Source organism: Nonomuraea sp. SBT364, from assembly GCF_001083785.1.
Taxonomy (GTDB): Bacteria; Actinomycetota; Actinomycetes; order Streptosporangiales; family Streptosporangiaceae; genus Nonomuraea.
Genome location: NZ_LAVL01000003.1, coordinates 38,331 through 59,595 on the forward strand (window position 1 = coordinate 38,331; position 21,265 = coordinate 59,595).

Below are 21,265 nucleotides of genomic sequence, written 5' to 3' on the forward strand. Positions count from 1 at the left end.
CACCCCCGTGAACACCCGTACCCCCACCCTCCTCATCGCCGGCGCCCTGCTGGCCGCCACCGCCGCCTGCGGAGCCCAGTCACTCGACGCCGCCGGGTCCGCCGCCGAGCCCGCGGCGGAGGTCGTCCTCGACGAGGCCCCCGCCGAGGAGAAGGCGGCCGGCGTCATCAACGCCATCACCCCGGACAAGGACCTCGCGGCCAAGGTGCCCGCGAGCGTGAAGTCCGGCGGCCTGAAGGTCGTCTCCTCGATCGGCTACCCGCCCATGGAGCTGTGGGCGAGCGACGGCAAGACGGCCATCGGCTTCGACCCCGCACTGGCCAGGGCCATCGCCAGGAAGCTCGGTGTGAAGTACACGCTCACCGACGAGGAGTTCAACTCCCAGATCCCCGGCGTGCTCACCGGCCGCTACGACTTCGTGATCTCCTCCATGACCGACAACCCCGAGCGCCAGGCGAAGATCACCTTCGTCGACTACGTGCAGGCAGGCTCCGGCATGCTGGTCAAGAAGGGCAACCCGGCCGGGGTCGCGGGCCCGGCCGACCTGTGCGGCAAGACCGTGTCCGTCGTGGACAACGGCTCGTCGCTGGAGCTCGCCGAGAAGTACGACGCCGACTGCGAGTCCGGCGGCAAGCAGGCGCTGAACATCCTGAAGTTCCCCGGCGACACCGAGGCGATGCTCCAGGTCATCAACGGCCGCGCCCAGGCCACCATCACCGACTACGTCGTGGCCGCCTACAAGGCCGCCGACCCCAAGGTCGAGGTCGAGGCCATCGCCCTCGAAGGCACCGAGAGCCCATGGGGGATCGGGATGAAGCCCGACAACACCGCCCTCATCGAATCGGTCAAGGGCGCGCTCGACTCCCTGATCAAGAGCGGTGAGTACGGCAAGCTCCTCGCGGCCTGGAACCTGGACAAGCTCGCGGTCCAGTCGGCCGTGGTCAACGGCGGGAAGTAGGGTGCGCACCGAACCGATCGCCGGCCCTTCGGGGACGATGATCCCCGTCGCCCGCACCCGCCACTGGGGCCGCACGCTCTCCGCCGTGGCCGCGCTCGCGATCTTCGGCTGGCTGCTCTTCCTGCTCGTCGTCAACCCGCGCCTCGACTGGGGCGCGGTCGCCACCTACCTGTTCAACGAGCGGATCCTGGCGGGCGTCTGGGTCACCATCGAGCTCTCGGTGCTGGCCACGATCCTCGGACTGGTGCTCGGCGTGCTGATCGCGGTGATGCGGCTGGCGCACAACCCGGTGCTGACCCGGCTGGCGACGCTCTACATCTGGTTCTTCCGCGGCACGCCCGTGCTGGTCCAGCTCATCTTCTGGTACAACCTGGCGTTCCTGTTCCCGGCCCTGGTGATCAAGATCCCGTTCACCTCGATCGGCCTGATGTGGGACACCAACCAGGTGATGACCGGCTTCACCGCCGCCATGCTGGGCCTCGGGCTGAACCTGGCCGCCTACTTCGCCGAGACCGTACGCGCCGGCATCCAGGCCGTCGACCAGGGCCAGACCGAGGCGGCCTACGCGCTGGGCATGACACCGGCCAGGCGCATGCGGGTGATCGTGCTGCCGCAGGCGCTGCGCATCATCATCCCGCCGACGGGCAACGAGTTCATCTCCATGCTCAAGACCACCTCGCTCGTCTACGTCGTCGCGGGGCACGACCTGATGACCAACGCGAGCCAGATCTACAAGTCCAACAACATGATCATGGAGCTGCTGATCGTGGCGAGCTTCTGGTACCTGCTCCTGACCACGGTGGCCACCTTCCTGCAGGGCAGGCTGGAGCGCCGCTTCGGGTCCGACGCCGTCCGCCTGGTCCGCCGGGGCGGGGTGGCCGCCAAGGTCCTGCCGAAGGTCCCCGCGTGAGCCCGGTCGTGCGCGCCACCGGCGTGCGGATGAGCTACGGGGACGTCCAGGTGCTCAACGGCGTGGACTTCGAGGTCGCCGCCGGCGAGGTGAGCTGCGTCATCGGCCCCTCGGGGTCGGGCAAGTCCACGTTCCTGCGGTGCGTCAACGGGCTGGAGCCGGTGCTCGGCGGCAGTCTGCGGGTGCTGGGTGAGGAGGTGGGCCACTCGCTCCGCGACGGCAGGTATCACCCCTGGTCACCCAAGGAGTACGCGGCCTTCCGTAAGAACATCGGCATGGTGTTCCAGCGTTTCAACCTGTTCGCCCACCACAGCGCCATGGACAACGTCGCCTGCGGGCCCGTCCACGTCCTGGGCACGTCCAAGGACAAGGCGAACGCGCTGGCGATGGAGCTCCTGGACCGGGTCGGCCTGGCCGACCACGCGCACAAGCGGCCCCACCAGCTCTCCGGCGGCCAGCAGCAGCGGGTCGCCATCGCCAGGGCGCTGGCGATGAACCCGGCCCTCATGCTGTTCGACGAGCCCACCTCGGCGCTGGACCCCGAGCTGGTCGACGAGGTGCTGGAGGTCATGCGGGGCCTGGCCGCCGACGGGATGACCATGGTCGTGGTGACCCACGAGATCGCCTTCGCCCGCGAGGTCGGCGACCGGCTGACGTTCTTCGCCGACGGCGTGGTCGTCGAGCGGGGCCATCCCGCCGAACTCCTGGCCAACCCGGCGCACGAGCGGACCAAGGCGTTCCTGTCCAGCGTGCGCGGCCCCGGCGGTTGAACGGCGGGCGGGCGGGCCGGGCCTGGCCGCCCGCCCCGAGTTTCAGGGAGCGGGCTCGGGTTCCTGGCGCAGCGCCGCGTCGAGGATCGCGTCCAGGATTCCCTGCGAACTCTGGAGCTGCGCGATCGTCGTGGTGATCTGGGCGCGTTCGCGGCGCAGGTCGGCGATGAAGGTGGGGCAGCGGGGCGGCACGATCAGGTCGTCCTTCCCGTGCACGCAGTGCAGCACCCGGGCGATGATCGCGGTGGAGAGCCCGGCGGCCAGCAGGGCGCGAATGTGGCGCACCGTCGCGACGTCCGCCTCGCCGTACTCGCGATAGCCGTTGTCCAGGCGGACCGGCCTGAGGAGCCCCTGCTCCTCGTAGTAGCGCAGCAGCCGCCGGTTCACCCCGGTCTCCTGGGCCAGGTCGCCGATCCGCATCCGGCTCCCTCCGCTTGACCTTCACATCGATGTGACGCCTTTCCGGCCTCGATTATCGCAGGGAGCGCGAAGCCCTTGCCATCGGGTGAGCCGGCTGGTCGAATGCGAGCTTGTGGCCGGACTTGTGCGGCGGATGATCGTGTGCTCGGCCCTGGCGGGGCTGGTGTCCTCCTGCGGGGTGGTTCCAGCAGGACTCGGGCGTGGTGTTCGAGCATCGGGCCCGTGAAGTGGCGGCGCGCTGGCAGGGGTCGGCCGACGATCGGGCCTGGCGTGCGGGGTTCGTCGCGCTGCGGGTGCTGAACCCCCGAGGGTGGGCCCATGCGGGGCGGATTCCGGCCTGGGTGAACAGGAGCTCGCACAACGGCGCCTGGGAGCTGGCCGTGGAGCTGCCCGCGGAGTCCCCGGCGCACGCCCAGGTGCGGTGGCCCAATGGGGCTGCCGGTGCTGCGGGGGGTCAGGCCATGAGGCCGTTCTCCCAGGCCCAGGCGGCGATCTCGACGCGGTTGCGGACGCCGAGCTTGGTCAGGATGGTCGATACGTGGCCCTTGACCGTGCTGAGGGAGATGGAGAGGGCCGCGGCGATCTCCTGGTTGGTGCGGCCTCTGGCGACCGCGCGGACGATCTCGGTCTCCCGTTCCGACAGCGGCTGCCCGGGGCGGCGGGTGGCGGCGGGCGCCAGGTGGCGCAGCAGTCGCAGGGTGATCGACGGGGAGATGAGCGCGTCCCCGGCGTGCGCCGCCCGCACGGCCTCCACCAGCAGGTCCGGCCCGGCGTCCTTGAGTACGAAGCCGACGGCGCCGCCGCGGAGCGCGCCGTGCACGTACTCGTCCAGGTCGAACGTGGTGACCACGACCACCCGCAGGGGAGCGGGCACGCCGGGACCGGCCAGCGCGCGGGTGACCTCGATGCCGTTGCGGCCGGGCATCTGGACGTCGACCAGGCACACGTCCGGGCGCAGCCGCCGGGCCAGGGTGACGGCCTCGTCGCCGTCGGCGGCCTCGGCGACGACCTCGATGCCCGGCTGGTCCTCCAGGATGACGCGCAGGCTGGCGCGTACCATCGCCTGGTCGTCGGCCAGCAGGACGCTGACGGTCATGGGCGCTCCGCGAGTGCGTGCAGGGGCAGGGGCAGGGTGGCGCGGACGGACCAGCCGCCCGGCTCCGGGCGTGGGCCGGCGTGCAGCGTGCCGCCCAGGGCGTCGAGGCGTTCGCGCATGCCGAGCAGGCCGTAGCCGCCGCGGCGGGGGCGTCGGGCCGGCACCGGTGCGGCGTCGTTCGAGATTTCCACGGTGAGCGTGTCGCCCTCGCGGGCGACGGTGACGTCGACGTGGCGGGCGTGCGGGGCGTGGCGGGAGACGTTCGTCAGCGATTCCTGGACCACGCGGTAGACGGTGCTGCTCACCTCCGGCGGCCAGGACGGCTCGTCGTCGGGCAGGCGCAGGCGTACGGCGGGTCCGTCGAAGCGGCCGACCAGGGCGGCGAGGCTTTCGCGCGGCGGCGTGGGCGGGGCGGCCTCGCGCAGCAGGCCGACGAGGCGGCGGGTGGCCGCGAGCGCGTCGGAGCCCGCGGTCTCGATGCCGGACAGGGAGCCGCCCAGCCGGTCCGGCCGCTTACGGGCGAGGACCTGGGCGGCCTGGGCCTGGAGCACGATCCCGGTGACGTGGTGGGCGACGACGTCGTGCAGCTCGCGGGCGAGCTGGAGGCGCTCGTGGCGGCGTACGTCCTCGGCCAGCGCGTGGCGGCGGGCGGCCAGCCGCCGGCAGCCGAGCCCGTACGCGACCCCGGCGAGCCATGCGCCGAGGTTCAGCACCAGCACGGGCGGGAGGGAGGCGGGCTGGTGGGCGGTGAGCAGGCTGCAGGAGGCCACCGCCAGCCCGCCCGCCGCGACGGCGGCCGCCTGGCGGACCGGGAGTGTCCTGACCGCCGACCCGACCAGCACCGACAGGGCCAGCGCCATGGCCGGGCCCGGCTCGGCGGGCAGGCCGGCGAACCGGGAGGCCAGGACGGCGGTCACCGCGACGGCGAACCCGGAGACCGCGGCCCACTTCCGGTCCCGGCGGCGCGCCAGGGCGAGCCCGCACACGATCGCCCCGGCCACGCAGCCGAACACCCAGTAGCCGTCGCCCCAGCTGCCGGCGACCTGATGGGCCCAGAAGGCCAGCAGGCCGGCGAACCCGGCTCCGAGCCCGGCCCCGGCCGCCGTCCGCGCATGCTCGTCCCGTCGATTCCGGCCGTTCACGCGCCTCAGAGTAGGCCGCCGGCACCCTCCGCCGAACCGGCCGAAAGGACGATTCCGTCTGGCCGGAACCGTGCTTCCGCCCCGTGTCGTGCCGGAAAACCGGTGGTCAGGCGCCGGGTGTCGCCCGTAGCTTCCCAGCCATGAGCTTCGTATCCAATGACGAACTGATCGACGCCGCTCAAGCGGTGCTCAATCCGCACAAGGTGAATGGCCGTCTCTTCGGCGACGTGGCGTCCACGCTGGTCACCGACACGGGCAACCGCTACTCGGGCGTGTGCATCGACACCCCGTGCGGCATGGGGTTCTGCGCCGAACACGCGGCCATCGCCGCCATGGTCACGGGACGCGAGTACCGCATCGCCAAGATCGTCGCGGTGTGGCGGAACGACGAGGGCGCCCTGCACGTGCTGCCGCCGTGTGGTCGTTGCCGGCAGTTCATCCGCGAGATCGATCCGGACAACCTGGACACCGAGGTGGTGCTCGACCGGCAGCGGGCCGTGCCGCTCCGGGAGTTGCTGCCGTTCGCCGAATGGCCGCAGCCGCTCGACTAGGGCACGGTGGCCGGCGCGAGTGATCGATCGGTCATGCGGTGGGTGGGGAGGTCGCGGAGGCGGCGGATCGGGGTGGCCAGCAGGATCAGCCCGCTCAGCGCGAACAGGCCGAGCATCACCCACAGCGCCGTCCGTACGGTGAACGCGGTGGCCAGCGCCCCGGCCAGCAGGGCGCCGAGCGGGATGGCGCCGAAGTTGACCACCTGCACACAGGTGGTCACCCGGCCCATCAGCGCGGAGGGCACGTACGACTGCACGAAGCCGGAGAAGATGACGTTGGCGACGACGACGCCGCCGACGATGACGATGCTGCCCGTCACGTACAGCGCCAGCCCGAGGCCCTGGTCGGCGCAGGCGATCAGCAGGCCCGCCGGCGCCAGGCAGGTCCTGCCCAGCAGGACCGCCCGCGCGGTGCCCAGCCGTGCCGCCAGGGGGCGGGCGGCGAAGGCGCCGATGACGCCGCCCACGCTGGTGGCGGCGATGAGCAGGCCGGTCGTGCCGGGGGCCAGCCCCAGGTCGCCGACCAGGAACAGGACGAGCAGGGACTGGTAGCCGGTCAGCGCCAGGTTCGCGCTGCAGCCGTAGAGCATGTTGCCGCGCAGCAGCGGGTCGCCGGTCACCGTGCGCAGGCCGTCGCGGATCTCGGCGCGTAACCGGCGCCGGGGGCGGGGCTCGATCGTCTCGGTGTGCTTGACGCGCATCAGGCACAGGGCGGACACGGCGAAGCTGGCGGCGTCCACGAGCAGCGCGCCCACGGCGGAGAAGAGCTGGGCGAGCAGCCCGGCGATGCCCGGACCGGCCAGGTTGGCCACCTGCTCGCTGCCCTGCAGCTTGACATTGGCCTCCAGCAGGTCGGGGCCGCGGACCAGGGACGGCAGGTAGGCCCGGTAGGCGGTGGCGAAGAACACCTTGGCCGTGCCCGCCGCGAGGGCGACGACGACGAGCTGCGCGACGGTCAGGACGCCCAGGAGGGCGGCGGCGGGCACGCTGAGGAAGGCGGCCATCGACACCCAGTCGGCGGTCAGCATCACCCTGCGCCGGGGGAGCCGGTCCACCCACGCGCCCGCGGGCAGGCCGATGAGCAGCCACGGCAGCCAGGCCGCCGCCGCCAGCACACTGACGGCGAACGCGGAAGCGTCCAGCAGTGTCACCGCGACCAGCGGCAGCGCGACGCTGGTGACGGAGCTGCCCAGGCTGCTGGCGCTCTCGCCGATCCACAACATCCGGAAGTCGTGCTCGCGCAGCAGGCCGAAGCGGGGCGGGCGGACGTCGGTCGTGGTCATGGCCGGCCCGGGACGCCGCGGGCGAAGGTGAAGACGGTGGCGCGCTCCCGGCCGTCGTCGGGGATCTCGCGGGTGGACCATCTGTCCATCACCTCGATGATCTCGGCGGCGAACCGGGCCAGCTCCTCGTCGGTCACGCGCAGCCACGTCTCGGTGGAGAACGGGCCCCGTGGCCAGCGTTCCTGCTCGGACTGGGGCTGGTCGGCCCAGCGGCGTACGTGCCCGGTCTGCCGTTCGAGGTTGAGCGACTCCAGGGCGCGGGCGACCGCGTCCCCGGCGGCGTCCTGCGCGAAGTCGGCGGAGGACCAGCGCAGGGTGCGCGTGGTCCGCCGCCACCAGCGCTCGCGCCGGTCCTTGGCCAGCTCGGGCGCCTCGGTGATCAGCCCGGCGGTGGCCAGGGCGCGCAGGTGATGGCTGACGTTGCCGACCGCCTCGCCGGTGTGCTGGGCGAGCATGCTCGCGGTGGCGGGGCCGTGCAGTTTGAGCAGGTCGAGCAGTCGCCTGCGGGCCGGGTGCGCCATCGCGGCGAGCACCCGGGAGTCGGTGATGGAGTCATCCATGCGTCTCACGATAGATGCACAACAGCTCTTGTGCAACAACTCTTGTGTTTGTGGCGCGGGGGAGGGCCTCCGGCTCGGACGGCCGCGCGGGTCGAGGGGGTGGCATCCTGGGAGGCGGTCGATCGTGAGGAGACCCGTGATGACGCAGCCCGCGTTCCGCCGCACCCCGCTCAGCGCGGACGAAAGAGCCCGGGGTGCGGCGAACTTCGTCCCCCTGGTCGCCGAGCACCTCGTCACGCAGGGGCGGTTCAGGGTGAGCGCCGACACGCCCGAGCTGGTGGAACTGTTCCAGTCGGTCGCCCGCCGGGTCGGTGAGACGCTCGGGCGGCCCGTCGTCAGCTACGCCAACGGCCGCTACCTGGTGATCGCGTTCAGCCAGGACGCGGACGGCGAAGCCTCTGCGATCAGCTCTATTTGATCCCTGGGTCGATCGATTCCGGATACTCTGCCGGACGTGCGGCGATTGATCACTTCTCGCGGGTTATGGATCACGCTTTCGGTTGCCGTGTCGGCGGCGGTGATCGCGCTGGTCGTCCGGTCCCGCCGAACGGTCCGGCAGGACGAGGTGACGGCCGGCCCTCCGCGCGCGGAGCCGCCCAGTGGTCCGCCCGCCGGTCCGCCCGCCGGCCCGCCCGCGCAGTGGCCCCCTGCCCCGATCCTCGGCACCCCGACGGAGGAGGATCTCCGGCGTTACACGGCCAGGCCGTCGGTCCAGGACAGCCCGGGGTTCACCGCGCTGTTCGAGCCCCGGGAGCCGCTGGAGCCGGCCGTCCGGCGCCGCCTGACCCGCTGGGGCATCGCCGCGATCATGCTGGTCGCGCTGGTGGGCGGCATCCAGGTGCTGGAGTCCGCGGTCTATTCCAAGCCGGCCGTCGTCGTGGAGCCTTCGGTCACTGTCGAGTGGTGTCCAGGAACTCCAGGACCAGATTGCTGACCACGTCGGGCCGGTCCAGCGGAGCCAGGTGCCCCGCGCCGGGCACGCTCGCGAACCGGCCGCCCGGCGCGAGCGAGGCGGCGCGGCGGACGACGGCCTCGGTGACGGCGGTGTCCCGGTCGCCGTGCACCCACAGCGACGGCACGCTGAGCCCGTGCAGGCGCGAGCTGTGGTTCAGGCGCATCCGGCGCGGACCGTACGCGGTGATCTGCCAGTCGTCCAGGACGGCCTCGCCGTGCGCGGCGCGAGCGCGCGCCTCGGCCTCGGTCAGCGCCATCACCTCCGCGAAGTCGCGCGTACGCTCTCCGTCGGTCAAGGTGCCGGCCATCGAGCGTCGCAGGTAGGCGGAGGACGCCAGCCACCTCATGGCCCAGCGCAGCGGCGGCTTGTAGCGCAGGAGCAGCCAGGTCAGGAAGTGCCAGGGACGCGTGTCGTCGAGCCCGCCCGGGTTGATCGCGACGAGCGCGCTCACCCGTCGGGGACGGGTCAGCGCGTAGCCGGTCGCGAGACCGCCGCCCAGCGACAGGCCGACGAAGGCGGCCCGGCCGACGCCGAGCCGGTCGAGCAGGTCGTCCAGCACGCCTTCCAGCCGTGGCTGGTCCAGCGTCCCGCTCCAGGGGCGCGAGCCGCCGTGCCCCGGCAGGTCGGGGGCGATCACCTGCCACCGGTCGGCCAGGGCGGGCATCAGGTGCCGCCAGATGAGCGGGGCGGTGTCGAGCATGCCGCCGTGCAGCAGGACCACGGGCGGGGCCGCCGGGTCGCCGTGCCGGTGCACGCTCAGCGGGCCGCCGTCGAGGTGCAGCAGGGTGTTCACGGAGCCTCCGTCTGCTCGTCCAGCCGGTCCAGCAGGGTGTCGTGAGCCCGCCGCACCGCCGCCGCGTCGGCACCGGCGGGGTCGAGCTCCCATCCGGCGCTGATCAGCGCGCTCATCTGGCGTACGGCCTGCGCCAGGCTGTCCGGGGGCAGGCCGCCCAGGACCGGGCCGGCGTTGATCAGGCCGACGGCGAACACCGACATCACCAGCGACGCGGCCCGCGGGTCGACGTCGCGGCGCAGCAGCCCGGCCTCGCGCAGGTCGGTCGCGTAGCCGGTCAGCCAGTCAAGGCGTGGCCCGTACCGGCCGGGGCCCTTGTCCCGTACGTAGTCGCCCAGGACGGAGTCGTCGGCGAGGTAGAAGGCCAGCATCAGCTCGTCGGCCAGCAGCGCTTCCATGCTGATGCCGTAGAGCTCCGAGAGCGTGACCGGCGCGCCGTGCCGGTCGATGCGCCCCCGGACGGCGGCGGCCATCTCCCGCACCGAGCGCGCGAGCAGGGCGTCGAGCACCGCCTCCTTCGAGGGGAAGTCGAGGTAGACGGCGCCCTTGCCGATGCCGGCGCGCTGGGCGATGTCGGCGATCGTGGCGCGCCGGTAACCCTTGTCCAGGATCACGGCGCGGGCATGGTCGAGGATCACGGTGGCACGGTCGGGGATCGTCGGGCGGGGCAACTGGCCTCCCAAGACTGAGGTAGTGACCATACTAGCAGTTTCGGTCACTACCCCGCCCTGCGCCGGACCCTGAGCGGCGGCGAGCGGTTCGCCGGGCTCGGCCGGACGGCGAGCCGGAGGCTGGGACTGCTCGTTCCTGGCGCCGTCGTCTCGGCGGCGGGGCCGGTGGCGACGGCGCTGTTCTTCCACCCTGCCGGGCGGGTGGCGGTGGTCAGGCGTGGTGGGTGAAGACCGCGACGTTCGCCGACGGGCCGGTGAGACGCTGCCAGCCGAGGCGTTCGTAGAGGCGGATCGCGTCGTGCGCCTGCGGGGAGGTCAGGAGCCAGGCGTCGGCGGCGCCGTCGCACAGCAGGCCGAGGACGCGGGCGGCCAGGCCCTGGCGGCGGGCGTGCGGGCTGACCGCCAGCTCGTCCACCTCCAGTGCGCCGACCAGGCGCGTGTCCACCTGGTCGCCCAGTTCGGCGCGGACCCGGTCGTAGGCGCGGCCCGTGGGGAACGGGCTCTCGGTACGCCAGGCCGTACCGAAGGCGGCGGGTCTGCCGTCCTGCGTGGCCAGGACGGCGGTGAAGCCGGGGCGGTCGATGTCGGTGGACAGGCGTCCGGCGAAGGCGGCGATGCCGCTGCCGTCCTCGTGCCAGGGCGGGCCGCTGAAGGCGACGCCGTAGATTTCGGCGAGCTCGGCGGCGCGGGCGCGCGTCTCCGGGCCCGTGAGGCGTTCCAGGTTCATGCGGCGAACCCTACGGGCCAGGCCGGGGAAGCCGGACGGGGAGGCCCGCTTAACCGGTTGTGGTGCGGGGCGGGGCTGCTGTTAGGTTGCCGGCATGGCGGTGCCGCAACGGCCTGGCCGTGGAGCCGGGGGAGCCGGGGGAGCCGCGCTGAGAGAGATCGCCTGCGACGAGTCCGGGTCGGAGGGCGAGAAGCTCATCGGCGGCAACACCGAGGTGTTCGCGCATGCCGGGGTGGGGATGAGCGTCGAGGCGGCGGCGGAGTGCCTCCGCGAGACCCGCGACCGGATCCGGTCCCCCGCGGTCGAGTACAAGGCCAACCACCTGCTGCGCGGCAAGCACCGGCGGGTCCTGGTGTGGCTGCTCGGCGAGGTGATCCCCGGCCAGGCGCACGTCTATCTCGTGGACAAGGCGTACTTCGCCGTGTGCCGGCTGACCGACCTGCTGCGCGGGGAGATCACGTACGCCGGGACCGGCCGGGACGAGCGGGCCGCGGCGCTCCACCGGGAGGGGGCGCGGGCGCTCGGTCCCGACGGGTGGACGGCGTTCCTGGAGGCGTTCAACGACGTGATGCGCGGCAAGGCCGACGTCGGGGAGTTCTTCGGCGGGGTCGAGCGGATGCGCCCGCCGGGCCCGCTCGCGGAGGTGATGGAGCGGCTGGCGCGGGCCAGGCCGCGCGCGGAGGCCTATCTGGCACGCGACCCGGCCGCCGTCCCGCTGCTGGACCCGCTCATCCCGGCCCTGGTCAGAGTGGTGACCTACTGGGGCGGCGCGGCGATCGCGCACGACCGCCACAACGGCCTGACGGAGGAGCGGATCAGCGAGGTGTTCCCCGTGCCGCCCGCCGGGTTCCGGCTGGTCGAGGCGCGTACGGACCCGCGCGTGCAGGTCGCCGACTTCCTCGCGGGCACGGCGCGGAAGATCGCCGAGGAGGAGCTCAACGGGCGCGGCGACGCCGAGCTCGTCGCCCTGCTCAGGCCGTACGTGGATCCGGCCTCGATCTGGGGCGACGAGCGCAGCGGGCGGTTGCTGATCCCGGACGGCGCCGGTCAGGTCAGCGCGTAGCCCAGGCGCTGCTCGTAGGCGTAGCCCTCGCAGTCGGCGTGGTCGGTGACGAGATGGTCGCCGTTGCCGGCGCGGCAGCGGTAGAGCGGCACCGAGCCGGGGACCTGGCTGGTGTGGATGTGCCCGACCGGCCCCATCGGGAACTGGCCCTCGCAGCCGGGGTCACGCGTGAGCAGGGTGTGACCGCCGACCTTGCACTCGTAGAGGGGCACGGTGCCGGACGCCTGGTTGCGCAGCAGCTTCCAGACGCGTTCCTGGCCGAAGCCCGGCGGCAGCAGCCGCGAGCTGGCCACGTGCCCCCTGCTCGCGTTGTAGCCGCGGCGCAGCTGGGTGTGGGGGAGCAGCTCGAAGCCGCACGACAGCCGGGCAGGCGACAGGTCGTCGCGGTTGGCCAGCGCCCAGGTGGACCAGGCGGGCTTGGCGGAGCCGTCGGTCCGGCGCAGGCCCACGCCCAGGCCGGCGGCGGTCTCGTCCGGGTGGTCGGTCATGCGGTGCCAGATGTAGCTCTCGATGCCCGGCGTGCCGAGGACGTTGCGGAAGGTATTGCAGAGCTGGGCGGCCTGGGCCGCCTCCGACGAGGGCGACAGGGAGTTGACGCCGCTCTCGGTGAGCTGCACCTGCCAGGCCGACGGCGTGTCCGGGAACTGCTGCCGCAGCCAGCCGACGAGCACGCCGATGTTGCCGTACGTGACCCGGGGGAAGTCGTCGGCGGAGAACTGCGGCGCCAGCAGGTCGGGCGGATACGGGTGGTAGGCGACCCGCCAGGCCCGATCGCCGGCCCGGGCGGCCAGGCCCTTGAGCACGGTCATGCCCGACAGCTTGGCCTCATGCGTGGCGGGCTGGTCGTAGGCGGTGCCGAAGTAGTGGTCGAGCGAGGTGAGCACCTTGGCGGTGGGCTGCTGGGCCATGACCGCGTCGTAGGCGGCGTTGTAGTTGGCGGCGACGGCGTCGAGCCAGGCGGTGGTGTCGCACGGCGTGCCCTGGCCGCAGCCGATGTCGAACCAGACGTTGCTGTTGACCTCGTTCATGACGACGAAGTCGGCGATGCGGCCGTTGCCGCGCTGCCCGTCGTAGCGCTGGGCCAGCATGCCGGCGAAGCGCCCGTACTCGGCGGGGTCGTTCGGCACGCAGAACATCTCGAACCCGGGCGCGGCCGGCGAGCACGTGCGGCCCTGCCGGGCCCAGGCCGGGGTGCCGTAGACGACGGCGGTGACGACGAGGCCGCGGGCGGTCCAGTCCCTGATGGCGGCGTCGACGGCGGCGCTGACGGTGTAGCAGCGGCCGGCGAACTCCTGCGCGCCCGCCGCGCACGGCGGCGTTCTCACGGCGGGCTCCCACTCGGCCCAGACGAGGTTCATGGCGACGCCGCCGGCGTTGTTGCCGGAGATCTCGTTCTTGTCGGGCCAGAAGTCCGGTTGCAGGCCCTTGATGCGGTAGTCGGACCGGGTGGGGTACGGCAGCGCCGCCGTGGCTTGGGCGGGTACGGCGGCGGCGGCGACGAGTAAGAGGAAGGCGACGATCCAACGCATGGAACCTCCTGGATTTAAACGTCTCAACAATGACGTCCAGAAGGCTGTCGAGCAAGACCCGTTCTGCTGCGGTGATCCGCTTTGAAACGTGGCTAAGCGCCCGTCGAGGCCCTGACCATGAGCTCCGGCTGGAAGACGATCTCCTGGTGCCAGTGGCCGGAGTCGCCCCGGGCGTCGGTCAGCAGCAGCTCCGCCGCCGCCTGGCCGAGCTGGTGCTTCGGCTGGCGCACCGAGGTCAGCGACGGCGACAGCAGCGCCGCGAACTCCACGTCGTCGTAGCCCATGACCGCCATGTCGTGCGGCACGGTGATGCCGCGCCGCTCCAGCCCGCGCAGGGCGCCCAGCGCCACCGTGTCGTTGACGCAGAACAGCGCCGTCGGGCCGCCCTTGCCCAGCGGCAGCAGCTCCAGCGCGGCCTCGCCCTCGCGCGGGGTGAGCGCGGGCAGCGTGATCTCGGTGATCACCTCGCCGGGGTCGAGCCCGGCGGCGCGCACGGCCTTGACCAGACCCTCCCTGCGGTCGGCGCACTGGCGCACGATCGACGGCCCGTTGAGGAAGGCGATGCGCCGGTGGCCCAGCGCCAGCAGGTGGGCGCCGGCCAGCTCGCCGCCCCTGACGTTGTCGACCGCGACCGCGCAGAGCTGGGAGTCGGCGCCCGGCCGGTCGAGCAGCACCATGCCGATGCCGCGCCGGCGCAGCTCCACCAGGTGGGAGATGTCCTGCCCGGCGGGCGTGATGAGGATGCCGGGCACCCGGTGCTGCTCCAGGATCTGCAGGTAGTGGGCCTCTTTCTCGATCGAGTCGCTGGAGCTGCAGAGCACCAGCAGCAGCTGCTCCTGCGAGAGCCGGGTCTCGATGCCGGGCAGCACCTCGGAGAAGAACGGGTTGCCGATGTCGCGCACCATGACGCCCACCGAGCGGCCGGACCCGCCGCGCAGCTGCCGGGCGGGCGCGCTGGGCACGAAGCCGAGCGCCTTGATGGAGGCCCGCACCCGGCGCAGCGTCGGCTCGGCGACCAGTTCGGGCCGGTTGAGCACGTTGGAGACCGTGCCCACCGACACGCCGGCGTGGGCAGCGACGTCGACCATGCTGAGCCGGCGGCGCTCGGCCGGCTTGTGGATGTCGGTCACCGGCGGACAGCCCTTCTGGTCACCTGGCAGGGATCGCCAGTCTACCTGTTGAAATGTTTCAGCCGACCCGGCCAGTCGACGGGGGTTGGCGGCAGGGCATTGACGTGGGGACCTCGGGCTGTTTACGGTGCGCTGGTATTGAAATGTTTCAACTAGCTTGGGAGTGCAATGCGACTCGCCGTGACCGATCCACGGGTGGAAGGGCTGAGCGAGCCCCTGGGCCTGGACGTGAGCGCGCCGGGCTTCTCCTGGCGGATCACCGGGGCCGGCCGCGGGCGGGCGCAGAGCGCGTACCGGCTGATCGTGGCGCGGGAGTGCGACCCGGCGGACGAGGGGGCCGAGCTGGTCTGGGACAGCGGCCCCGTGACCTCGGCCGCGACGTACGACATCCCGTACGGCGGCGAGGAGCTGCGGCCGCGGACCCGCTACCGCTGGCGGGTCAAGGTGGCCGACGAGAGCGGCACGTGGTCGGGCTGGAGCGCGGCGCACTGGTTCGAGACCGGGCTGGGCGACGCGGGCGGATGGACGGCGGGCTGGATCGGCACGCCCGTGGTGCCCGGGTCGGAGCGGCTGCCGTCGCTGGAGAACGTGCCGCGCGTCTGGGTGGCCGGTCCGCTCGGGCCGTCCCCGTCGGCGACCGGGGCGTTCCGGACCAGGTTCACCGTCCAGGGCGGGGCCAGGCCGCTGTCGGCGTGGCTGGTGATCGGCGGCGGCTCGGCGGTCGAGGCGTACCTCAACGGCGTGCCGGTGCGGGGGGAGACGCGCGACGGGGCGTTCGTGGCCGACGCCGGCGACCTGGTGGCCTCGGGCGAGAACGTGCTCGCGATCAGGGCCGGCGGGTCCGGGCTGTGCGTGCGGCTGGAGGTCGTGGTCGAGGGGCGGCCGGTGCTGCCGCAGCTCGTGCCGGTGGCCGGGGAGAGCCCGGTGACCGTCACCTCCGGCGGCCGGTGGCGCGCCAGCGACGAGCCCGGCGACGGGTTCGAGCAGCCGGGGTACGACGACTCGGGGTGGCCGCTGGCCGAGGCGGTGGGCCTGCACGGCGACCCGCCGCACGGCCGCGAGCCCATCGGCGACCGGCCCAGCCCCTACCTGCGCCGCGAGTTCGGCGTGCCGTCGCCGGTGCGCCGGGCCAGGCTGTACGCCACCGCGCTCGGCGTCTACGAGATGCACCTGAACGGCACCCGGGTCGGCGCCGACCACCTGGCTCCCGGCTGGACCGACTACCGTCACCGCGTCACGTACCAGACCTACGACGTCACGGCGCTGGTGTCGGAGGGGCGCAACGCGCTCGGCGCGATCCTGGCCGACGGCTGGTACGCGGGCAACATCAGCTGGTTCGGCTCCTTCCAGTACGGCAGGCGGCCGGCCTTCCGCGCCGAGCTGGAGATCGTGCACGAAGACGGCGGTGTGACGCGGTTGCGCACCGACTCCGAGTGGCGGGCCGGGTCGGGCGCGATCCGCTACGCCGACCTGCAGAACGGCGAGCGGCAGGACCTGGCCGCCGAGCCGCCCGGCTGGACGGCGGCCGGGTTCGACGACTCCGGGTGGGCGCCCGCGGTGCCCGTGAGCCCGCCGGCGGGCCGGTTGACGGCCGCCGTCGCGCCGCCGATCCGGGTGCACGAGGAGCTGGAGCCGGTGGCGGTGTGGGAGCGGCGGCCGGGCGTGTGGATCGCCGACTTCGGCCAGAACCTGGTCGGCTGGGTCCGCCTGACCGGCCGCGCCGGGCGCGATCGGCCGGTGGTGCTGCGGCACGCCGAGGTGCTCGACCACGAGGGCGGGCTGCACCTGGCCAACCTGCGCTCGGCGCGGGCGACGGACGAGTTCCTGCCGCGCGGCGACGGGGCGGAGACGTTCGAGCCGAGGTTCACCTTCCACGGGTTCCGCTACGTCGAGGTGTCGGGGCTGAGCGCGGCCCCTGAGGAGATCACGGCCAGGGTGGCCTACGCCGCGATGGAGCCGGCGGGCGAGTTCGCCTGCTCCGACGAGCGGCTCGGCAAGCTGCAGCGCAACATCGTGTGGGGGCAGCGGGGCAACTTCCTGGCCATCCCCACCGACTGCCCGCAGCGCGACGAGCGGCTGGGCTGGACCGGCGACATCTGGGCGTTCGCGCCCACCGCGCTGTTCAACTACGACGCCGCCGGCTTCCTGCGGAGCTGGCTGGCCGACGTGGTCGACGCGCAGGGCGACGACGGCGCGGTCACGCACGTGGTGCCCGACGTGCTGTCCGGCCGGGGGCTGTCGCCCAACGCCAAGGAGGCGGGCTCGCCGGGCTGGGGCGACGCGCTGGTGATGCTGCCGTGGGCGCTGCACCGGCTGCGCGGCGACGCCGGGGTGGTCGCGGCCTGCTTCGAGCCGATGCTGCGCTGGCTGGCGTACCTGGACCAACGCTCCGACGCCGGGATCTTCCCTGAGGAGGGGTTCGGCGACTGGCTGTCGATCGGCGCCGAGACGCCCAAGCGGCTCGTCGGCACCGCGATCTTCGCGCTGTCCGCCCGGCAGCTCGCCGGGCTCGCCGCCGCGCTCGGCCGCCACGACGACGAGCGAAGCTGCCTGGAGCTGTACGGGCGCGTCCGGCGGGCGTTCCGCACGGCCTTCGTCGAGGGACCCGGCGTGGTGGCGAGCGGGACGCAGACCGCCTACGTGCTGGCCATCACGGCCGGGCTGCTGGAGGAGCACGAGCTGCCCAGGGCCGCCGCCCGGCTGGCCGGTGACATCGAGGCGCGCGGCGGCCACCTGTCGACGGGCTTCCTCGGCACGCCGTACCTGCTGGACGCGCTGACCTCGACCGGGCGGCTGGACGTGGCCTACCGGCTGCTGACGCAGGACACGTTCCCGTCGTGGCTCTACCCGGTGGTGCACGGCGACGCCACGACCATGTGGGAGCGCTGGGACTCCTGGAGTCACCACCGGGGGTTGCAGGACCCGGGGATGAACTCCTTCAACCACTACGCCTACGGGGCCGTCGGCGACTGGATGTACCGGACGGTCGGCGGGCTGGCTCCCGGGTCGCCCGGCTACGCCGACATCGTCGTGCGGCCGCGTCCCGGCGGCGGGATCACCTGGGCGCGGACCGCGCACCGCACCCGGCACGGCCGGGTGGAGATCGCCTGGCGGCAGGAGGGCGACGGCTTCGCCCTGGACGTCGTCGTGCCGCCCAACGCCCGCGCCGAGGTGCACGTGCCCGCGCCCCCCGAGCGGGTGACCGAGGGCGGCGCGCCGGCGGCCGAGTCCGAGGGCGTGGCGTTCGACCGGCTCGGCGAGGGGGGCGGCGCGGTCTACCGGGTCGGCTCGGGCGCGTACGCGTTCCGGGCGTTTTAACGTTTCACCGTGGTCGTCCGTACATCCCGAAATGTCGGGATTTTGGCGGCCACGGTGAACAAACCGTTATCCCAGGCTATTGACACATATAGAGGGGATCGCGAGACTCGAAACGTGTCTGAAACGTTCAAATCAACGCAGGACACGGCAAGGTGAGAGGCAGTTCCATCGTGACCAGCACAAAGGCGCGCCGCCGGATCCCATGGGGCGTCTATCTCGTTCTCCTCCCCACGTTCGCCCTGCTCGCGGCGTTCGCGTACTACCCCGCGCTGAACGGCATGGTGCACTCGCTCTTCGAGTGGCGGCCGGGCTTCGAGTCGCCCTTCGTCGGCCTCGAGAACTACCTCACGATGCTCGGCGACGACCTGTGGTGGGCCTCCTTCCGCAACATCGGCGTCATCTTCGTCTGGGCCGTCACGCTCATGTGGGTGTTCCCGCTGCTGGCCGCCGAGCTGGTCATGTCGCTGTCGAGCGAGCGGCTGCGGTTCGTCTTCCGCACCCTGCTCATCCTCCCGCTGGCCTTCCCGGCCGTGGTCAACGTGCTGCTGTGGCAGTTCATGTACGACCCGCGCGACGGCGTCATCAACAGCCTGCTGCGCGCGGTGGGGCTGGACGGGCTGGCGGGCAACTGGATCGGCGACCCCGACACCGCGCTCGTCGCGCTGATGACGATCGGCTTCCCCTGGGTGGCGAGCCTGCCGTTCCTGGTCTTCCTGTCGGCGCTGCAGAACGTGCCGGTGGAGATCTACCAGGCCGCCGAGGTCGACGGCGCCGGGCGGCTGCGCCGCTTCTGGAGCATCGACCTGCCGATGATGTTCCGTGACGTCAAACTGCTGTTCGTGCTGGCGGTGATCTCGGTGCTCCAGTACGGCATGCAGGCGCACATCATGACCAAGGGCGGGCCCGACAACGCCACCCAGGTGCCGGTGCTGCGCATGCTCGACGCGGCCTTCCTGGACACGAGCTGGGGTTACGCGGCGACGCTCGGCACCGTGCTGTTCGCGCTGACGCTCGGCGTGAGCCTGGTCGCGCTGCTGCTCGGCAGGAAGGCCGGCGCATGAGCCGCGCGCGCAGGACCAACCTGGTGGCGGGCGCGGCGCTGTCGGTGCTGGCGTTCGCGGGGCTGTTCCCGTACCTGTTCATGCTGGCGGCCTCGGTCAAGGACAACGACCAGTTCTTCGCCAGCTACTGGTCGCCCGCCTGGCCGGTCCACCTGGACAACTACGCGGTGGCCTGGGAGCAGGTCAGCCCGTACCTGTTCACCTCGTTCGTGGTGGCGGGGCTGGCCATCGCCGGCACGCTGGTGCTGGCCCCGGCCGCCGCCTTCGTGTTCGCCCGCTACCGCTTCCCGGGGCGCAACGCGCTGTTCGGACTGATCGCGGCGCTGCTCATGGTGCCCTCGATCACCAGCCTGATCCCGCTGTTCGTGCTGATGCGGGACCTGGGGATCCTGGACAGCCGGCTGGTGCTGATCGTCCCGCACATCACCGCGAACACGGTCTTCGGGATCGTCATCATGCGCACCTACATGGCGCAGATCCCGGAGGAGATCTTCGAGGCGGCGCGGGTGGACGGGGCCGGCGGCATCCGCCTGTTCCTGGCGTTCATGCTGCCGCTGGCCCGGCCGGTGATCGGCACGGTGGCGCTGATGACCGTGCTGGGTGTGTGGAACGACTACTTCTGGCCGCTGCTCACGGTGCAGACCGATGCCTACCGGACGATCCCGGCCGGTCTGGCGTTCTTCGCCAACCAGAACGTGCAGCAGTGGGGGCCGCTGTTCGCCGGCTACGTGCTGGCCAGCCTTCCATTGCTGGTGCTGTTCACGTTCCTGTCCAAGTGGTTCCTGGCGGGCATCCAGGGCGGCATCGTCTCGGGCAAGTGAGGCCGGCCGTGCCGCTGATTGAAACGTATCAACCAAGAAAGGAACCAGCTCCCATGAGAACACCCCCCAAGAGCGGGCTGGCGGCCTCCGCCATGCTGCTCGCGGTGACAGGCTGCGGCCTGCTGGGCACCGGAGACAAGGGCGGGACCGGGACCGACGGCAAGGTCACGATCACCCTGGCCGGCCCCAACCAGTGGAACTCCAGCGGCAGCACCTTCGGCCCCGCGTGGGAGGCGATCGTCGACTCCTTCGAGAAGCGCGAGCCCGGCATCGAGGTCAAGACCCAGGTGCTGCCGCTCGACGGCTTCTCCCAGACGATCACCACCCAGCTCGCCGCCGGCACCGCGCCCGAGCTGGTCTTCAACCAGCCGCCGCACAAGGCGCACGAGGTGCACGCGCTCGACGCCGAGCTCCAGAAGCCCAACCCGTACGTGCCGGGCAACCAGCGCTGGATCGACGTGTTCAAGAAGGAGTACTACGGCCCCGGCGTCGCCAAGGCGCTCAGCAAGGAGAGCGGGAAGCTGGAGTACATCCCGTTCAACCTGGTCGCGATCGGCCTGTTCTACAACAAGGACGCCTTCGCCAAGGCGGGCGTCGACCGGCCGCCGGCCACCTGGGAGGACTTCAGGAGCGCCTGCAAGAAGCTGAAGGACGCCGGCTTCGACCCGGTCGCGCTCGACAAGGGCGGCATGGCCGCGGGCTGGACCTGGGAGTCGATCAGCACCCAGCTCGTCGACAAGTACCACGAGGAGTGGAACTTCTTCGACGCCGCGGGCAAGCCCGGCAAGGCCACCGCGTCGCCGGTGGTCACCGAGAAGTCGCTCAGCAAGGCCATCAAGGAGGGCACGCTCAGCACGAAGACGCCCGAGGTCGCCGAGGCGCTCAAGCTCTACAAGGAGTTCTTCGACTGCGGCACGCCGAACTGGACGGGCGTGGCCGACGGCGGCGCGACCGTCGGCTACCGCGACTTCGTCGCCGGCAAGGCGGCCATGTCGTGGGGCACCGACTTCGCGGTGGAGGCGCTGAAGGCCGACGCGAAGTTCCCGCTGGCCACGATGCCGTTCCCGACGATCACCAAGGCCACGACGCCGCTGTCGACGGACGCCCCGGCCCGTTACGGCGCGTCGATCGGCGGCACCAGCTACATGATCCCGTCGACCGTCAAGGACGAGAAGTACGCGGCGGCGGTCAAGTTCCTGCAGTACATGAGCTCCCCGGCGATCAAGCCCTGGCTGGACGCGACCGGCGGGCTGCCCGCGATCGAGGGCGTCGAGCCGTCGGCCGAGACCGCCGGGCTCCTGGAGGGCGAGTGGGGCAAGACGTTCCGGGTGACCGGGCTGCCCGGCGGCCCCGAGGGGACCTCGTTCCGCGACGTGTTCGACGGCTACCTGCTGGGCGAGCGGTCGCTGGAGGAGGAACTGGACGACCTGGCGAAGTGGTGGGACCGCGGCGTCGAGGCCGGCATCAAGAAGAACGCCTGGGGCGACGAGGACTGGGCCAAGTAGGA

Annotated in this window: 21 protein-coding genes; 11 read left to right on the forward strand and 10 right to left on the reverse strand. The window is 72.3% G+C overall.

Going from position 1 to position 21,265, the window contains the following annotated elements; translation table 11 throughout:
- The first annotated feature begins 7 nt into the window (after positions 1-7).
- Genes ADY59_RS02545 through ADY59_RS02555 form a run of 3 tightly spaced genes read left to right on the forward strand, consistent with a single transcriptional unit; the run spans position 8 to position 2,638 of the window.
- Positions 8-958 carry an ABC transporter substrate-binding protein gene (locus ADY59_RS02545; RefSeq protein WP_049557087.1) on the forward strand — a complete coding sequence of 317 codons (951 nt, stop codon included), beginning with the start codon at positions 8-10 and terminating at the stop codon, positions 956-958.
- A gap of 1 nt (position 959) precedes the next feature.
- Positions 960-1,868: an amino acid ABC transporter permease gene (locus ADY59_RS02550; protein ID WP_231618499.1), complete on the forward strand. Its 909-nt coding sequence runs from the start codon at positions 960-962 to the stop codon at positions 1,866-1,868.
- Between the two features lie 29 nt (positions 1,869-1,897).
- Positions 1,898-2,638 (forward strand): amino acid ABC transporter ATP-binding protein, encoded by a 741-nt coding sequence (locus ADY59_RS02555; protein ID WP_049557300.1) that lies wholly within the window; start codon positions 1,898-1,900, stop codon positions 2,636-2,638.
- A 42-nt stretch (positions 2,639-2,680) separates the two neighbouring features.
- Here ADY59_RS02555 and ADY59_RS02560 read toward each other — a convergent pair whose 3' ends face one another.
- From ADY59_RS02560 to ADY59_RS02570, 3 genes are all read right to left on the reverse strand, one after another.
- Positions 2,681-3,058, reverse strand: coding sequence for a MerR family transcriptional regulator (locus tag ADY59_RS02560; protein ID WP_049557088.1), 378 nt, complete (start codon positions 3,056-3,058; stop codon positions 2,681-2,683).
- 454 nt (positions 3,059-3,512) lie between these two features.
- Complete coding sequence (locus tag ADY59_RS02565; protein ID WP_049557090.1) at positions 3,513-4,154, reverse strand: response regulator; 642 nt, start codon at positions 4,152-4,154, stop codon at positions 3,513-3,515.
- Positions 4,151-5,296, reverse strand: a complete 1,146-nt coding sequence (locus ADY59_RS02570) for a sensor histidine kinase (protein ID WP_049557092.1) — start codon at positions 5,294-5,296, stop codon at positions 4,151-4,153. The genes ADY59_RS02565 and ADY59_RS02570 overlap by 4 nt, the downstream gene beginning before the upstream one ends.
- A 140-nt stretch (positions 5,297-5,436) precedes the next feature.
- On the opposite strand from ADY59_RS02570, the gene ADY59_RS02575 reads away from it, so the two are divergent.
- Positions 5,437-5,847, forward strand: a complete 411-nt coding sequence (locus tag ADY59_RS02575) for a cytidine deaminase family protein (RefSeq protein ID WP_049557094.1) — start codon at positions 5,437-5,439, stop codon at positions 5,845-5,847.
- On the opposite strand, the gene ADY59_RS02580 is transcribed toward ADY59_RS02575, so the two are convergent.
- Together ADY59_RS02580 and ADY59_RS02585 are read right to left on the reverse strand one after the other, a co-directional pair.
- Positions 5,844-7,130 (reverse strand): MFS transporter, encoded by a 1,287-nt coding sequence (locus tag ADY59_RS02580; RefSeq protein ID WP_049557096.1) that lies wholly within the window; start codon positions 7,128-7,130, stop codon positions 5,844-5,846. The two genes, ADY59_RS02575 and ADY59_RS02580, sit on opposite strands and share 4 nt — an antisense overlap.
- Positions 7,127-7,690, reverse strand: a complete 564-nt coding sequence (locus tag ADY59_RS02585; protein WP_049557098.1) for a transcriptional regulator — start codon at positions 7,688-7,690, stop codon at positions 7,127-7,129. Before ADY59_RS02585 ends, ADY59_RS02580 begins: the two co-directional genes overlap by 4 nt.
- A gap of 139 nt (positions 7,691-7,829) precedes the next feature.
- Here ADY59_RS02585 and ADY59_RS02590 point away from each other — a divergent pair, with 139 nt between their 5' ends.
- On the forward strand, positions 7,830-8,108 hold the full coding sequence (locus ADY59_RS02590) for a hypothetical protein (protein WP_049557100.1): 279 nt from the start codon (positions 7,830-7,832) through the stop codon (positions 8,106-8,108).
- A gap of 87 nt (positions 8,109-8,195) precedes the next feature.
- Positions 8,196-8,624, forward strand: a complete 429-nt coding sequence (locus ADY59_RS49545) for a hypothetical protein (protein WP_156325252.1) — start codon at positions 8,196-8,198, stop codon at positions 8,622-8,624.
- On the opposite strand, the gene ADY59_RS02595 is transcribed toward ADY59_RS49545, so the two are convergent.
- The 3 genes from ADY59_RS02595 to ADY59_RS02605 form a co-directional block, all read right to left on the reverse strand.
- Positions 8,581-9,438, reverse strand: a complete 858-nt coding sequence (locus ADY59_RS02595) for an alpha/beta fold hydrolase (protein ID WP_049557102.1) — start codon at positions 9,436-9,438, stop codon at positions 8,581-8,583. The genes ADY59_RS49545 and ADY59_RS02595 overlap by 44 nt on opposite strands.
- On the reverse strand, positions 9,435-10,076 hold the full coding sequence (locus tag ADY59_RS02600; RefSeq protein ID WP_197093399.1) for a TetR/AcrR family transcriptional regulator: 642 nt from the start codon (positions 10,074-10,076) through the stop codon (positions 9,435-9,437). The genes ADY59_RS02595 and ADY59_RS02600 overlap by 4 nt, the downstream gene beginning before the upstream one ends.
- 244 nt (positions 10,077-10,320) lie before the next feature.
- Positions 10,321-10,836: a GNAT family N-acetyltransferase gene (locus ADY59_RS02605; RefSeq protein ID WP_049557106.1), complete on the reverse strand. Its 516-nt coding sequence runs from the start codon at positions 10,834-10,836 to the stop codon at positions 10,321-10,323.
- Between the two features lie 94 nt (positions 10,837-10,930).
- On the opposite strand from ADY59_RS02605, the gene ADY59_RS02610 reads away from it, so the two are divergent.
- Positions 10,931-11,899 (forward strand): hypothetical protein, encoded by a 969-nt coding sequence (locus ADY59_RS02610; RefSeq protein ID WP_049557109.1) that lies wholly within the window; start codon positions 10,931-10,933, stop codon positions 11,897-11,899.
- Here ADY59_RS02610 and ADY59_RS02615 read toward each other — a convergent pair.
- Positions 11,884-13,428: a DUF5722 domain-containing protein gene (locus ADY59_RS02615; protein WP_049557111.1), complete on the reverse strand. Its 1,545-nt coding sequence runs from the start codon at positions 13,426-13,428 to the stop codon at positions 11,884-11,886. The genes ADY59_RS02610 and ADY59_RS02615 overlap by 16 nt on opposite strands.
- Before the next feature lie 92 nt (positions 13,429-13,520).
- A complete protein-coding gene (locus ADY59_RS02620; protein ID WP_231618500.1) occupies positions 13,521-14,558 on the reverse strand; it encodes a LacI family DNA-binding transcriptional regulator in 1,038 nt (345 codons plus the stop codon).
- A 168-nt stretch (positions 14,559-14,726) separates the two neighbouring features.
- On the opposite strand from ADY59_RS02620, the gene ADY59_RS02625 reads away from it, so the two are divergent.
- The 4 genes from ADY59_RS02625 (at position 14,727) to ADY59_RS02640 (ending at position 21,263) form a co-directional block, all read left to right on the forward strand.
- Positions 14,727-17,876, forward strand: a complete 3,150-nt coding sequence (locus ADY59_RS02625; RefSeq protein WP_049557113.1) for a glycoside hydrolase family 78 protein — start codon at positions 14,727-14,729, stop codon at positions 17,874-17,876.
- 170 nt (positions 17,877-18,046) lie between these two features.
- Positions 18,047-18,937 carry a carbohydrate ABC transporter permease gene (locus ADY59_RS02630; protein ID WP_049557115.1) on the forward strand — a complete coding sequence of 297 codons (891 nt, stop codon included), beginning with the start codon at positions 18,047-18,049 and terminating at the stop codon, positions 18,935-18,937.
- Positions 18,934-19,758, forward strand: coding sequence for a carbohydrate ABC transporter permease (locus ADY59_RS02635; protein ID WP_082309794.1), 825 nt, complete (start codon positions 18,934-18,936; stop codon positions 19,756-19,758). The genes ADY59_RS02630 and ADY59_RS02635 overlap by 4 nt, the downstream gene beginning before the upstream one ends.
- 53 nt (positions 19,759-19,811) lie before the next feature.
- Positions 19,812-21,263, forward strand: a complete 1,452-nt coding sequence (locus tag ADY59_RS02640) for an ABC transporter substrate-binding protein (protein WP_082309795.1) — start codon at positions 19,812-19,814, stop codon at positions 21,261-21,263.
- Positions 21,264-21,265 lie beyond the last annotated feature (2 nt).